Annotated in this window: 16 protein-coding genes; 6 read left to right on the top strand and 10 right to left on the bottom strand. The window is 71.6% G+C overall.

Annotated features, from left to right (window positions below; genetic code table 11):
- Window positions 1–49 precede the first annotated feature (49 nt).
- The gene (gene menD / locus BLQ91_RS00670; RefSeq protein WP_090094620.1) at window positions 50–1624 is read right to left on the bottom strand and encodes a 2-succinyl-5-enolpyruvyl-6-hydroxy-3-cyclohexene-1-carboxylic-acid synthase; all 1575 of its coding nucleotides are present in this window, start codon (window positions 1622–1624) and stop codon (window positions 50–52) included.
- Window positions 1625–1643: 19 nt separating this feature from the next.
- On the opposite strand from menD, the gene BLQ91_RS00665 reads away from it, so the two are divergent.
- The 4 genes from BLQ91_RS00665 to BLQ91_RS00650 all read left to right on the top strand — a co-directional run bounded on the left by BLQ91_RS00665 (window position 1644) and on the right by BLQ91_RS00650 (window position 5701).
- Complete coding sequence (locus BLQ91_RS00665) at window positions 1644–2546, top strand: 1,4-dihydroxy-2-naphthoyl-CoA synthase (protein ID WP_425412398.1); 903 nt, start codon at window positions 1644–1646, stop codon at window positions 2544–2546.
- A gap of 27 nt (window positions 2547–2573) precedes the next feature.
- A complete protein-coding gene (gene menE / locus BLQ91_RS00660; protein WP_090095892.1) occupies window positions 2574–3605 on the top strand; it encodes an o-succinylbenzoate--CoA ligase in 1032 nt (343 codons plus the stop codon).
- 76 nt (window positions 3606–3681) lie between these two features.
- Window positions 3682–4782, top strand: coding sequence for an SH3 domain-containing protein (locus BLQ91_RS00655; RefSeq protein ID WP_090094619.1), 1101 nt, complete (start codon window positions 3682–3684; stop codon window positions 4780–4782).
- A 46-nt stretch (window positions 4783–4828) separates the two neighbouring features.
- Window positions 4829–5701: a 1,4-dihydroxy-2-naphthoate polyprenyltransferase gene (locus tag BLQ91_RS00650; RefSeq protein WP_090094618.1), complete on the top strand. Its 873-nt coding sequence runs from the start codon at window positions 4829–4831 to the stop codon at window positions 5699–5701.
- On the opposite strand, the gene BLQ91_RS00645 is transcribed toward BLQ91_RS00650, so the two are convergent.
- The 9 genes from BLQ91_RS00645 to BLQ91_RS00605 all read right to left on the bottom strand — a co-directional run bounded on the left by BLQ91_RS00645 (window position 5702) and on the right by BLQ91_RS00605 (window position 13194).
- Window positions 5702–6103, bottom strand: coding sequence for a hypothetical protein (locus BLQ91_RS00645; protein WP_090095891.1), 402 nt, complete (start codon window positions 6101–6103; stop codon window positions 5702–5704).
- The gene (locus tag BLQ91_RS00640) at window positions 6103–6555 is read right to left on the bottom strand and encodes a hypothetical protein (RefSeq protein WP_090094617.1); all 453 of its coding nucleotides are present in this window, start codon (window positions 6553–6555) and stop codon (window positions 6103–6105) included. Before BLQ91_RS00640 ends, BLQ91_RS00645 begins: the two co-directional genes overlap by 1 nt.
- 1 nt (window position 6556) lies before the next feature.
- Window positions 6557–7540, bottom strand: a complete 984-nt coding sequence (locus BLQ91_RS00635; protein WP_143022473.1) for a hypothetical protein — start codon at window positions 7538–7540, stop codon at window positions 6557–6559.
- The gene (locus tag BLQ91_RS00630; protein ID WP_090094615.1) at window positions 7537–7956 is read right to left on the bottom strand and encodes a hypothetical protein; all 420 of its coding nucleotides are present in this window, start codon (window positions 7954–7956) and stop codon (window positions 7537–7539) included. Before BLQ91_RS00630 ends, BLQ91_RS00635 begins: the two co-directional genes overlap by 4 nt.
- The gene (locus tag BLQ91_RS00625; protein WP_090094614.1) at window positions 7956–10982 is read right to left on the bottom strand and encodes a hypothetical protein; all 3027 of its coding nucleotides are present in this window, start codon (window positions 10980–10982) and stop codon (window positions 7956–7958) included. Before BLQ91_RS00625 ends, BLQ91_RS00630 begins: the two co-directional genes overlap by 1 nt.
- Complete coding sequence (locus BLQ91_RS00620; RefSeq protein ID WP_143022472.1) at window positions 10979–11275, bottom strand: hypothetical protein; 297 nt, start codon at window positions 11273–11275, stop codon at window positions 10979–10981. The genes BLQ91_RS00625 and BLQ91_RS00620 overlap by 4 nt, the downstream gene beginning before the upstream one ends.
- Window positions 11276–11339: 64 nt before the next feature.
- Window positions 11340–12428, bottom strand: coding sequence for an L-cysteine desulfhydrase Cds1 (gene cds1, locus BLQ91_RS00615; protein ID WP_090094612.1), 1089 nt, complete (start codon window positions 12426–12428; stop codon window positions 11340–11342).
- 27 nt (window positions 12429–12455) lie between these two features.
- Window positions 12456–12725 (bottom strand): DUF4229 domain-containing protein, encoded by a 270-nt coding sequence (locus BLQ91_RS00610; RefSeq protein ID WP_245732910.1) that lies wholly within the window; start codon window positions 12723–12725, stop codon window positions 12456–12458.
- Entirely contained in the window at window positions 12712–13194 is a 483-nt protein-coding gene (locus BLQ91_RS00605) for an Lrp/AsnC family transcriptional regulator (protein WP_090095890.1), read from the bottom strand. Before BLQ91_RS00605 ends, BLQ91_RS00610 begins: the two co-directional genes overlap by 14 nt.
- A 162-nt stretch (window positions 13195–13356) precedes the next feature.
- Between BLQ91_RS00605 and BLQ91_RS00600 the strand changes: the two genes are divergently transcribed.
- Window positions 13357–13563, top strand: a complete 207-nt coding sequence (locus BLQ91_RS00600) for a BldC family transcriptional regulator (protein WP_089915625.1) — start codon at window positions 13357–13359, stop codon at window positions 13561–13563.
- A 57-nt stretch (window positions 13564–13620) separates the two neighbouring features.
- A complete protein-coding gene (locus BLQ91_RS40965) occupies window positions 13621–13788 on the top strand; it encodes a hypothetical protein (protein ID WP_090046371.1) in 168 nt (55 codons plus the stop codon).
- The last annotated feature ends 56 nt before the right edge of the window (window positions 13789–13844 follow it).

The following is a 13844-nucleotide window of genomic DNA, read 5'->3' as shown; positions in this document are numbered from 1 at the left end:
GGACGCTATCCAGACCACCCTGGGCCGCCTACCGACTTACGTATGTTTCCTATCTGCTGAAAACGGTTGACACAGCCGCCTTGAGACGTCGGTGCAACGAGCGCAGGTCGTCGCGTTCCGCCCGCACCTCGACCACCCGGAGGCCCTCCGGCTGCGCGATCGCGCCGCGGAACTCCTCCCGTCCGTCCACTGTGGAGTGCGGGATCCGGTAGCCCGCGCACAAAGCGCTCAGGTCGGTCCCGTGCGGGGTGCCGAAAACGCGCTCGAAACTCACCGCGTGCTCGGACGAGCCCTGTTCCAGCAGGGAGAAGATCCCGCCTCCGTCGTCGTTCAGCACGACGATCGTGAGGTCCGGCCGGTGGTCGGCGAGCAGGCCGTTGCTGTCGTGCAGGAACGTCAGGTCGCCCATCAGCGCGAACGACGGCCCGTCGTGCCGCAACGCCAGCCCGATCGCCGTGGACACGCTCCCGTCGATGCCCGCGGCACCCCGGTTGGCGTGCACCACCACGTCCGGGCGCCGTTCGGCCGCGAAGTCGACGTCGCGGATCGGGTTGGACGAGCCCACGAACAGCAGCGACCCCGACGGCACGGCCTGCACCAGGTCACGCGCGACGTGCAGGCCCGTCGGCCACGGCTCGGCGTCCAGCAGGTCGTCGACGGCCGCGCTGACGCTCTTCACCGCGACCTGCCACGCCCGCGTCCACTCGTCGTCGAGCGCGGCGGGCTCGGGCAGCCAGGTCGACGCGCGCGAGGCCGTGAACGGCACGTCCGGCCACTGCGCCTGGTCGCCCACGGCGTGCACGACCGGCGTGTCCCTCAGCAACGACTGCTGACCGCGCGAGAGCGTCACGCGGCCCACGACCAGCACCGCCTCGGGCCGCAGGTGCTCCGGCAGGCCCGCGTTGAGCAGCAACGACCCGTGGCGCAGGCCTCCGGGCGCGGTCGGCTCGGCGATCACCGGCCAGCCGAGGCGCGAGGCCTCCCGCAGCCGCTCGGGGCGGTCGTCACCGAGCAGCACCAGCGTGCGCGCGGGCAGGGAGGACGGCCGGGTCTCGACGGTGAACGCGCGGTCCGTCTCCGTCCACGCCCCGGCGCGGTCCGACGAGGGCCAGGCGTCGTCGGCAGGCGTCAGCGGCGGGCGGAACGGCACGTTGACGTGCGACGGGCCGTCCGCGGCGATCGCGCGGCAGACCAGCGAGCGGGTGGTGGCCTCGTCCGCGCCCTCGGGCATGTGCAGCGTCGGGAGGCCGAGCACGTCGTACTGGTCGATCGTCTGGCTCGCGCCGGTGCGGTAGAGGTCGACCGGGCGGTCGGCCGTCAGGGCGATCAACGGCACACCCGTGAGCTGCGCCTCGATCACGGACGGGTGGAGGTTCGCCACGGCGGTGCCACTCGTGCAGGTGACCACGGCCGGGGTGCCCGTCTTGGCGAGACCGAGCGCGAGGAACCCCGCGCTGCGCTCGTCAATGCGCACGTGCAGCGTGAGCAGGCCGTTCTGTTCTGCCTGGTGCAGGGCGAACGACAACGGGGCGTTGCGCGAACCGGGGCTCAGCACGGCGTGCCGGACGCCGTTGCGGACCAGTTCGTCGACGATCACCCTCGCCTGCGCCGTGGACGGATTCATGCGCCTAGAGTCTCAGACCGTGGCAGACCAGGAGCTCTTCGACCCGTCGCTGTGGAAGCCGATTGAGGGCTTCGACTTCACCGACATCACCTACCACCGGGCGCTCGACCAGGGCACCGTCCGCATCGCGTTCAACCGGCCCGAGGTGCGCAACGCGTTCCGGCCGCACACGGTGGACGAGCTGTACCGGGCGCTCGACCACGCGCGGATGTCCTCCGACGTCGGCTGCGTGCTGCTGACCGGCAACGGCCCGAGTCCCAAGGACGGCGGCTGGGCCTTCTGCAGTGGCGGTGACCAGCGGATCCGCGGTCGCAGCGGGTACCAGTACGCCTCCGGTGAGACGGCGGAGACCGTGGACCCGGCGCGCGCGGGGCGGTTGCACATCCTGGAGTGCCAGCGGCTGATCCGGTTCATGCCGAAGGTCGTCATCGCCGTCGTGCCCGGCTGGGCGGCCGGTGGCGGGCACAGCCTGCACGTGGTGTGCGACCTCACGATCGCGAGCGCCGAGCACGCGAAGTTCAAGCAGACCGACGCGGACGTCGGCTCGTTCGACGGCGGCTACGGATCGGCGTACCTCGCTCGGCAGGTCGGGCAGAAGTTCGCCCGCGAGATCTTCTTCCTCGGCCGCACGTACTCCGCCGAGGACATGTACAAGATGGGCGCGGTCAACGAGGTCGTGCCGCACGCCGAGCTGGAGACCACGGCGCTGCAGTGGGCGCGGGAGATCAACGGCAAGTCGCCGACGGCGCAGCGGATGCTCAAGTACGCGTTCAACCTGATCGACGACGGCCTGGTGGGCCAGCAGCTGTTCGCCGGTGAGACGACCCGCCTCGCGTACATGACCGACGAGGCCGTCGAGGGCCGCGACAGCTTCCTGGAGAAGCGCGACCCCGACTGGTCGAACTACCCGTACTACTTCTGAGCCCGCACTCCTCCTGGGCAGGTGGCCATGCTCGACGAACTGCGTGCGGCGCTGCGGGGCGGCGACCCGCTGGTGGACGGACCGCTCGACGGCTGGGAGAAGCGCGCCGTGCTCGGCGTGCCGACCTCCGGCTCCACGGGCGAGCCGAAGACCGTGCTGCTCGACGCGGACGCGCTGACCACGTCCGCGGAGGCGACGCACGAACGCCTGGGCGGCCCCGGCACGTGGCTGCTGGCGCTGCCCACGAACCACATCGCCGGGGCGCAGGTGCTGGTGCGGTCGATCGTGGCGGGCACCACGCCCGGTGTGCTCGACCTCGCCGGCGGCTTCCGCGCCATGGGGTTCGCGCAGGCCGCGCGGCCGGTGCTGGGCCGGCCGGGCCGCCACTACACCGCGCTGGTGCCCACGCAGCTGTCCCGGCTCGTCGTGGGCGAGGGGCCGGGGCTCGAGGCGCTGCGGCAGTTCGACGGCGTGCTGATCGGCGGGGCCGCGACCCCGCCGAAGCTGCTGGAGCAGGCGCGCGCTCTGGGCGTGCGGGTCGTCACGACGTACGGCATGAGCGAGACCGCCGGCGGGTGCGTGTACGACGGCTCCCCGTTGCGCGGCGTCTTGTTGCGCACCGACGACCTGATCGAGATCAGCGGGCCGGTGCTGGCGCTCGGGTACCGCGGCAGCGCGGAGCCGTTCGGCGAGTGGTTCCGCACCGGTGACCTCGGGCGGCTGCGCGACGGGCGGCTGGAGGTGCTGGGACGCGCGGACGACGTGATCGTCACCGGCGGCGAGAAGGTGCCCCCGGTGCTGGTGGAGCGGGCTCTGGCGACCGTCGAGGGCGTGCTGGAGGCATGCGTCGTCGGCGTGCCGGACGACGAGTGGGGCCAGGCCGTGGCCGCCGCCGTCGTCGCGCGCGGCATCCAGCCGTCGGCCGACGAGCTCAAGGCCGTCGTCACCGAGGCCGTGGGCCGGGCGGCGGCGCCGAAGCTCGTGCGGTTCGTGTCCGAGCTGCCGTTGCGCGGGCCGGGCAAGGTCGACCGGGCCGCGGTGGCCGCCGCCTTTAGGTGAACCTTTACCGCTGAGGACAACCCTCGCCGCGAAGCGCCCGGCACCTCGCCGCGCGCATCAGCGATGGGGGTTTCTCATGCGCTACCTGTTACCGCTGGTCACCGGCGCCGCGTTGGTGGCCGGGCTCGCGTCTCCCGCTCAGGCGGCTCCCGCGTCGAACGAGTGGACCGCGGACGTCAGCGGCCGTTCCGCCTCGTGGGGCGGATCCCCGCGGCTGGGCCTGGTCGAGCTCGGCTCGCACAGACTCGCCCGGCCCGCCAACGCGGTCACGGCGGTGGTGACCGGCGACGGCGTGGTCGACGTGCGCGGCCTGCGCCCGGACGGTCAGTGGACCGAGTGGCTGGAGGCGCCGGCCACGTTGCCGGTGACCACGTCCACGGTCGAGACGCGCCTGGTTCTCAGCAGTGGCAAGGCGAAGAGGGTCCAGCTCTCGGCGAGGCAGGTGCCGGCCGGACCGTCCGCGGACGACATCACCGCCGCGGCGGCGGGACGTTCGTACCGGGTCTACGCGACGCGCGAAGGCCTCGTCGGCGGCACGACGGCGAACGGGCACGTGATCCGGTCGCGCGACCACTTCGTCGCGCTGCCGTCGCGGCGTGGCCTGGCGGCCAGGAACTCCGGCAACTACAGCGTGCAGGTGTGCGCGTCGAACGGCCGCTGCGAGTGGGCGCCGGTGTGGGACGTCGGCCCGTGGAACACCAAGGACGACTACTGGAACCCGTCCGCGACCCGGGAGATGTGGAAGGACCTGCCGCAGGGCAAGCCGCAGGCCCAGGCCGCGTACGAGAACAACTACAACGGCGGCAAGGACCAGTTCGGGCGCGAGGTCGCGAACCCGGCGGGCATCGACCTCGCCGACGGCACGTTCTGGGACGGCCTGAAGCTGACCAACAACGCGTGGGTGACCGTCACGTACCTGTGGACCGGGTCCGGTCCTGTGGGGACGGTCCGCACGGCGGCGGCCAACGGCACCGTGAACGTCCGCAGTGCGGCGAACTCCTCCAGCACGCAGGTCGGTCTGGCCGCGAACCACGCCCAGGTCAGGGTGACCTGCCAGCTCACCGGTGAGTCCGTGTCGGGCACGCAGGGCACGTCGAACGTCTGGTACCGCATCGCGTCCGGCAAGCACGTCGCGAAGGCCTACGTGGCGGGCGTCTCCGGCGCCACCACCTGCTGATAGGCCCGTTGGCGGGTCCTCAGCGACCATGACGGAGGATGGAGGCATGGCCTCAGTCGTCCAGTGGGTCCAGGGGACCCGCCCGCGCACGCTGCCGAACTCGATCGCGCCCGTGGTCGTGGGCGCGGCCGCGGCGCACCACATCGACGAGTTCAACGCGCTCTACACCGTGCTCGCGCTGGTCGTGTCGGTGGCGTTCCAGATCGGTGTGAACTACGCCAACGACTACTCGGACGGCATCCGCGGCACGGACGACAACCGGGTGGGACCGTTCCGCCTGACCGGCTCGGGTGCGGCCGAGCCCGCGAAGGTGCGGCTGGCCGCGTTCATCTCGCTCGGTCTCGGCGCGGTGGCCGGGCTCGCGCTGGTGGCGTTGTCCGGCTACTGGTGGCTGCTCGCGTTCGGTGCCGTGTGCGTTCTCGGGGCGTGGTTCTACACGGGCGGCAAGCGTCCGTACGGCTACGCGGGCCTCGGCGAGATCGCGGTGTTCCTCTTCTTCGGCCCGGCCGCGGTGCTGGGCACGCTGTACGTGCAGACCGGTGAGATCACCGGCATCGGCATCGGGGCGTCCATCGCGATGGGAGCGATCTCAGCCGCGGTGCTGGTGGCCAACAACCTGCGCGACATCCCGACGGACGCCGTGTCGGGCAAGCGCACGGTGGCCGTGGTGCTGGGCGACAAGGACACCCGCCGCCTCTACCTGGCGCTGGTCGTGGTGCCGTTCCTGATCGCGCTGGGCATGGTCGTGCGGGTGCCGTACGCGCTGCTCGGGTTCCTCGCGGCGCCGATCCTGCTGCCCGCCGTGCGCCGGGTGGCCGCCGGGCGCGGTGGCAAGGACCTGATCCCGGTGCTGCAGTTCACCGGGATCGCCATGCTGGCCTGGGCCGTGCTGGTCAGCGTCGCCCTCGTCCTGGACTGATCACCAGGCGTCCTCGGTGAACTGCACGGGCTCGTCGTCGTCGGTGCGCGCGGGCCTGCGGGGAGGCGGCGGAGGGGCGGTCTCGCCCTTGATCAGCTCGTCGAGCCGGGCCCGGTCGGCTTCGAGCGCCTGGCGCACCAGCGGGTCGTGGCCCGCCTCGCCGGTGAGCACCTGACGCCAGCTCAGCCCGGCGCCCCGCGCGATGCGGTCCGCGAGCTGCCGCATCGCCGGTGAGGCCTCGCTGGACTTCGCGAACTGCATCACCCTGCGGATGTCCTCAGTGGACGGTTCCCTGCCCCTGAGACCCTGCTGGGCGGTCCGCATCGCGCGGTCCGCCTCGGCGACGGCGTTCGTGAGGAAGTCCTCCGCCGCGAGGATGTCCGGTGTCCGCCAGGCCGTCATCACCACTTGTCCTCCGCGAAGATGTCGGGCGCGTTCTCGTCGCCGTCGTCACCGCCGCGGTTCCTGCGCGGGTCCTGGGCGTTCATGATCTCTTCCGGCGTCAGGCCCTCCTGCAGCATCTGGAACGCCTGCTTCATCTTCCTGACGTTCTCCTGCTGCATGGCCTGCACGTCGGGGTCCTGCGCCGCCTTGCCGGAGACGACGTCCTCCCACGTGAACTCGCCCGCGTCGACCTTGCGCTTCAACGCCTTGAGCTGCTCGGGCGCGTCGCGTTCCTGCGCGGCCCGCTCGACCTGCTGCGCGATCGCCTTGTAGTCGACCGGCGGCACGGGCGGCAGCGGCGTGTCCTTGAGGCGGTTCGCGAGGTCCTGCGCCTCCTTGAAGCGCGCGTCGACCTGCGCCTCGGCGGCGCGCAGCTCCGGCGACTTCCAGCTGTCGTTCGGCGTGGTCATCTCAGTTCTCCCTCGCGAAGAGACCCCGCTGGACCGGCCTCGCGTCCCCGCGGATGTCGCTCACCTCGTCGCGCCGCGCGACCGTGCGCCACTGCCGGAAGTCCACTTCGGACAAGCCGAGCTCCTGGGCGACCTCGTGGTTCTCGCCGAGGAAGTGCAGCACGGCCTGGTCGCCCAGCACACCGACGATCTCGAACTCCGCGCCCCGGTACGTGCAGACCGTGCGGGCCAGCTGGAGGTCCTCGACGAGCGCGTCGGGCACCTCGAGGAACGCGGCGCCGTGCTCGACGGTGAAGTCCTGCGGCGCGGGCTGCCCGGCGAGCGGGTGCAGCAGGACGGAACCGGGCGCCGGTCCGAAGTCGACGTCGAAGTCCTGGCCGCGGTACCGGCCGATCAGTCCACGGCGGACGGTGGGCCGGTGCGGGACGGGTGCCTGCCAGAACCTCGCGGGCCCGAAACCGACGTCACCCGTGGGGATCCAGCCGACCTGGCGGTTCAGGTACTTGCCGACGCTGCGGCCGGTGCCGTCCGGTTCGAAGCGCCACAGCTCCGTGCCCGCCGGGAGCTCGGCGAGCTCCATGACGTACTCGGGGATCGGGTTCGCGCTCGGCGTGTACCCGGTGCCGGTGAACGGGGCCGGGTAGACGCGCGAGGTGCCCATCTTCCGCGCGCCCTCGAGCGTCGGGCCGCCGAAGCTCGTGTCGAACAGCTCCGCGGTGTGCGCCAGGAAGCGCAGCAGGTACTGGGTTCCCCGCGGCCAGTCCGCGACCTTGTCGACGCCGAACGCCTCGGCGAACTGCTCGGACGTGCCCTGCGGGAAGTCCTGCCCGCGCGTCACGAACCCGGCCGCGCGGTGCGGCTCGAACTTGCCCGTCACGACGACGTTGCCCAGGTAGAGCTGCGCTATCGCCGGGTGGACGATCTTCTGCAGGATCGTCTCCGGCCCGATGCCGGCCGCCTTGCGCACGGCCTGAGGGGTGCTCATCCCGGGTTCTTCTCCTTCCACCGCGCCAGGAAGTCGGTGCGGTCGACCTGCACGTCCGCGAGCTCGCCGACGTCGAGCGTGGCCCGGTAGCCGTTGTACTGGTCACCTTCGAGGCCGTTGTCCGCCGCCCAGCCGTACTCGCCGCCCGCGTACCCCGCCTCGGCCTTGCCGTCGTGGACGACGACGACGTTGAACGGCTGCCCGCGCCACGTCGCCGTGCAGGTCTCGCGGTACCAGGCGTCGAGCTCGGTGACCGCGACCGTCTTGAACTCGCGGTTGCCGTACGTCTGGAAGCCCTCGGCGTGGACGTACGCCACGCCCGGGACCTTGCGGATCCAGACGTGGTCGGCGTCCTCGGCGCCGGCGAAGTACACCTCGCCCCGGTACTCGGCCATCTCCTGGGAGTACTGGGTCATCAGAGCTTCGTCCAGCCGAACTTGCGGTCGTACACGGCGTGCAGTTTCTCAGAGCCGTCGTCGTTCACCTGCCAGATCTCGGCACGATCGGGCAACGGTGTGCCGGCGTCGACGCGCCACTCCGGCATGCCGCCCATCGTGGAGCCCGTACCGGTGAACGGGTCGTAGCCGTCGTAGACCTTCGCGCTGCCACCGGCCGCCGCCATCTGCTTCTGCGACGCCTCGTAGTGCGCCTTCTCCTGCGGCGACTGGTAGTGGCCCTCCGGGTACGGCCCGGGCTGCGTGAAGTCCGGCGTGTCCATCTTCGGCCCGCCGAACGGCACGTTGTGCGCGCCGGCGTTCTGGTCGGTCAGCTCGTACCGCAGCTGCATCGCCGACGGCGCGCCCTCGGGGATCGGCGTCCAGCCCTTGCCCTTGTCGTCGAGGGCGAGGCCGTCCCGCAGGCCCTGCGGGGTGTTGACGTCGACCACGTCCTGGCCGCGGGCGACGGAGCCCGCCATCTGGTTCTGCCAGGTCTCCCCCTTGCTGCCCGGGGCGTGCGGCTGGTCGGGCAGGTAGGTGCTGACCGCGCTCGGGCTGAGCGCCTTGGTGACGATGTCGCCGGTGTCGACCTTGATCTGGTTGCGGACGTCGGCGACGTGCTGGGCCTCGTCCGCGCTGAGGTCGGTGGACAGCTTCTGGCTCAGCTCGACGTAGCGGTCGCGGTCGGCCTGGTTGGGCAGGATCTGCTCCAGCTGGTGCTGGTAGCCCTGGCCCTGCGCGGCCATCGCCGCCGCGTCGAAGTGGCCCTTGAGGTCGGGGCCGGCGGGCGGCGGGGTGCCGCTCCCGTCGCCGTCGCCGTTGTTGCCCGTGGTGGCCTCGTCGGACGGCCTGGTGTCGGGGTCGCGGTCGGCCGGCGGGGTCGGGTCGGTGGCCGGGGTGGGGTCGTGCGGCTTCGCGTCCTCGGCACCGCTGGTGCCGGTGTCGTGGGGCTTGCCGTCGTCGGGACGGGTGTCGGTGTCGTGCGGCTTGGGGTCGCCGTCGTGGGTCTTGGTGTCGGTGTCGTGCGGACGCGGACCCGACTGGTCGGCCGGGGTCGGGTCGTGCGGGCGCGTGCCACCGTCGGACGGCGTCGTGTCGTGGGGCTTGGTGCCGTTGTCGTGCGGCGTGGTGCCGGACGGGGCCGAGTGGTCCGTGCTCGGGCTCGGGTGTCCGGGAGGCGAGGGCAGACCGCCGCCCGTGCTCGGGGCCGGGGCGGTCGCCGTTCCGGAGCTCGCGCTCGGGTGGTCGGGAGGCGTGGGCAGGCCGGAGCCGGGCGACGGGTGCGAGCCCGAGTTCGGCGGCGTCGGCAGGCCGCTGCCCGTACCGGGGGCCTGGTGCCCACCGGAGTTCGGCGGCGTGGGCAGACCCGAACCGGGGGCCGGGTGCGAGCCGGGCGACGGGTGCGAGCCCGAGTTCGGCGGCGTCGGCAGGCCGCTGCCCGTACCGGGGGCCTGGTGCCCACCGGAGTTCGGCGGCGTGGGCAGACCCGAACCGGGGGCCGGGTGCGAGCCGGGGTTCGGCGGGGTGGGATGCGTGCCACCGGTGCCCGACGGGTGCGCGCCGGACTGGCTGCCCGGGTTCGGGGGACCGGACGGCGGCGTGGGCAGGCCGCCGGGACGCGTGCCGGCGGGCGAGCTCCCCTGGGCGGGGATTCCCGGCGGCGTCGGCAGGCCGGAGCCCTGTCCGGGAGGCGTCGGCAGGCCGGTCGGCCTGGGCGCGCCCGCGCTCGGGAACGCCGGCACTCCGCCCGCGCCCGGACGCGAACCGGAGCTCCTCGTCTGGTCGCCACCACCGGCGCCGGGCGCCATCGGGGCGCCCATCGGCATCGCGCCGGCCATCGGCGTCTGGTGCGACGACGTGGGCGGGGCCGCCGCGGGAGCGGCACCGGCCACGTGGGTGGCAGTGCCGGGACGCGCGGTCGGCGGGCCGCTCACCGGACCGCCACCCGAGCCGCCGTGCCCACCGGCACCGACGGGTGCCCCGCCGGAACCACCGCCCGTCGACGGCGGCGCGGCGACGGCGGGACCGCCGGCAGCGGCGGCGTGGGTGGCCGGAGCGTCCGAGCCGCCCTGCACGGCGGGCGGCGGCGCGACGGGCGCGCCACCGGGAGCGGCGGACGAGACGGCGGCGGGCTTGGTGCCCTCGGCGTCGGAGGCGCCGGGGGGTGCGGTGACCTCGCGGACCTTCGTGCCGATGTCCTGGCCGCGGTCCACGATCTCGGTCGCGGAGTCCTTGATGGCCGTCATGTCGTCGCGGATGTCGTTGATCGAGTTGCGGACGTCGCGCCCGGCCTCGGCCACCTCCTGGGTGGCGTTCATGGCCTCGGCGAGGGAGTCGGCGTCCTTCAGCTTGCCGATCGCGGAGAAGACGCGGCCGACGGCGTCGAAGAGCGCCTTCACGTCGGCGATAAGCTTCTGGACCGTCTCGATGATGTCCATGACGCGCCGGTAGATCTGGTACGCGTTCCAGACCATCTCGGCGGCCTTGATCCAACCGCCGACCGGGATCCAGACGGTGGCGGCGGCCTCGAGCAGCTTGTTGACGAGGTAGTCGAGCAGGCGCGCGGCCTGCTTGCCGAGCGCCTCGGCCCCGGACGCGACGGTGTCGAAGCCCTTCGCGATCAGCTGGGCGACGCCCATCTCCGCGAGCAGGCCGGCCTTCCAGCCGAGCGCGATGTACTTCTCGTGGGCACGGGCCGCGTCGCCGTCCCAGTGGTCGCGCACCTTGCCCACCGCGTCGGTGAGGTTGTACGAGACGTCGTTCATGGCGTTGCCGACCATGCGCCACGCGTCGCCGTCGGCGCGGATCTTCGACCAGTCGCCGGTGATCGGCGTGATGATCGTGGCGACCAGGCTCTCGCCGGTCACCGCCTCGAACACCCAGTTGACGGCCTGGACGCCCCAGCCCTGCTCCTGCAGGACGTCGTTGAGCGACGCCCGGTCGACCTCGGGCTGCTTGAGGGAGGCCGCGACCGGGCGCACGGACTGGTAGCTCGCGGTGGTCACTTGAGGATCCCCTCGAAGATCGCCCGCTGAGCCCGGTCGAGGTCCTCGTAGGTCTTCGCCGTCGCGTCCACCGCGGAAGCCGTGCCCTCGAGCTTCGACTTGCCGAAGTCGAGCGTCTCGTCGAACAACGCGCGCACGACGTCCACGCCCGGCTGCAGCAACGTCAGCAGACCGGTGAAGCCCGCCTTGTCGCAGGCCGTGGCGTGGACGTACTTGCGGATCGTCTCGAACTCTTGGGCCTCGGTGCGCAGGTACTCGGCGTACGCGCGCAACTCGGCCGCGTCGGTGTACATCGACGACACAGCGTTCCCCCTGCGGACTCAGAAGCTCAGGTCACGCTGTGACGCACAGCTCTCGTCACCAGTTCCCCGTGCGGTGGAAGTTGTCCAGCCGTTCCAGGCACGGGTCGAGGTGCATGCCCTGAGCGGCTACCCATGTGTCGTCGTAATAGGTGTTCGCGTAACGCTCACCGCCGTCGCACAGCAGCGTGACCACGCTTCCGCGCGTACGGGACTGGCGCATCTCGGCGACGATCTGGAACGCTCCCCAGAGGTTCGTGCCGGTGGAGCCGCCGACGCGCCGTCCGAGCCGGTCCTCCACGTACCGGATCGTCGCGACCGACGACGCGTCCGGCACCTTGATCATCCGGTCGATCACCTCGCCGATGAACGACGGCTCCACCCGCGGCCGCCCGATGCCCTCGATGCCGGAGCCGCGCGTGGCCACCAGGTCGCGGTTGCCGTCGCGCCAGGCCTCGAAGAACACCGAGTGCTCCGGGTCGACGACGGCCAGCCGGGTGTTCAGCTTCTGGTAGTGGACGTACCGGCCGATGGTGGCCGACGTGCCGCCCGTGCCCGCGCCCACGACGATCCAGTCGGGCTCGGGCGAGGGCTCCAGCCTCATCTGCTCGAAGATGGACTCGGCGATGTTGTTGTTGCCCCGCCAGTCCGTGGCCCGCTCGGCGTGGGTGAACTGGTCCATGAAGTGACCGCCGAGCTCGGCCGCCAGCCGCCGCGACTCGTCGTAGAGCGCCGACGGCTCGTCGATGAAGTGGCACTTCCCGCCCTGGCGTTCGATCAGCGCGACCTTCTCGGCCGAGGTCGAGCGGGGCATGACGGCGATGAACGGCAGCCCCAGCAGCCGCGCGAAGTACGCCTCGGAGACCGCCGTCGACCCGGACGACGCCTCGATCACGGGGGTGCCGCCGGTGATCCAGCCGTTGCAGATGGCGTAGAGGAACAACGACCGCGCGAGCCGGTGCTTCAACGAGCCCGTGGGGTGCGTCGACTCGTCCTTCAGGTAGAGGTCGATGCCCCATTCGAGCGGAAGCGGGTAGCGCAGCAGGTGCGTGTCGGCGCTGCGGTTCGCGTCCGCCTCGATGATCCCGACGGCCTCGCACACCCAGTGCCTGGTCCTGCTGCAAACGCGGTCAACGGAGGTACTCACAGCCCGCACGATAACCGGGCAGACGTCCTATGCCTGGGTGACAGGACCTTCGTCACCGCGCAGTTCGGACCGCAGCTTGTCCCGCTCGGCCCTGCGCGCCGCCTGGTGTTCGTTCAGGCCCACCGCGACCCGCTGGCGCAACCCCTTGAAGAGGAACAACGACGCCGGCAGCGCCACGACGACCCCGACGGCCAGCGCGGGGAGCAAAGGAACCTTGAACAACAGCAGCGCGCCGGTCACCACCGCGACGAGGCCGAGGCGTGCGAGGACGTAGAGCGTCACATCACGAGCGAGCACCCGTCCAGGTTACGTCGCCTTCCTCGTCTCCGGTGTTCGGGCGTCCCTCGAACCGCGTGGAGAGCACCACGGTCGTGCGGGTGCGGGCCACCCCGGGGATGCGCCGCAGACGGCCGAGCGAGCGCTCCAGGTCGTCGACGGTCGCCACCCTGACCTTGACGATGAACGACTCGTCGCCCGCCACCCGGTAGCAGGACTCGACCTCGTGCAGCTCCCCGAGGGCGACGGCGACCTCGTTGTCGTCCGCGATGTCGGTGGGGTGGATCCCGATCAGCGCCGTCACGCCCAAGCCGACCGCGCTGGGGTCCACGACGGCGTGGTAGCCGACGATCACGCCGCTGGACTCGAGCTTGCCGACCCGCTCGTGCACGGCGGACGCGGACAGGCCGACCTGCCTGCCGAGATCGGCGTACGTGGCCCGTCCGTTGGCGCGCAGCGCGGCGATGATCTGCCGATCAAGAGCATCCACCCGCGACACCCTATGCCCCACGTGTCCGGGCACACAGCGGACCTCGCGTGTCCGGTTCGCCCTCTGCGTCCCTTACTACCTCTTTACCAAACAACAAGCGTTCGAGTACCTGATGGGTCAGATGCCACGATCAGACCGGAACGTCTGATCTGAGGAGGACGAGTGACTGCAGCCACCGAGCGGCTCTTGACGCCTGGGGAAGTCGCCAATCTGTTCCGGGTCGACCCGAAGACCGTGACCCGATGGGCCACCGCAGGTCGCATCGGCTCGATCCGCACCCCTGGAGGACATCGCAGGTTCCGTGAGACCGAGGTGAAGCAGCTCCTCTCGGAGCTGACGACCGAGGCGACTGAACCCGTTCGCCATTGAAACCGTAGTAACTCCTGTGCCGCGGGTAACCTCGTGGCAAAGGGAGGTGGCGACACGATGATCTACCTGCTGGCGGTGATCGGTGCGCTCACCGTGGCTGTGCTCGTGTGGCGAGCGTTCGCCCCGCAGCACTCGGAGTACACCCCAGGCCGCAAGGTGATCGCACCCGACGACGACCCGGAGTTCCTGCGCAAGCTCGACGAGCAGCGCAAGCGCGAGGAGTGAACGGAAAAGGGGCCCTGATCGCAGGACCCCTTTCCGCCACTGTCAGACGTACCCGC

It is taken from the genome of Lentzea jiangxiensis (assembly GCF_900104175.1).
GTDB classification, from domain to species: Bacteria; Actinomycetota; Actinomycetes; order Mycobacteriales; family Pseudonocardiaceae; genus Lentzea; species Lentzea jiangxiensis.
Note: the sequence above shows the minus strand (reverse complement) of the source record. Positions and strands in the feature narration are given on the sequence as shown.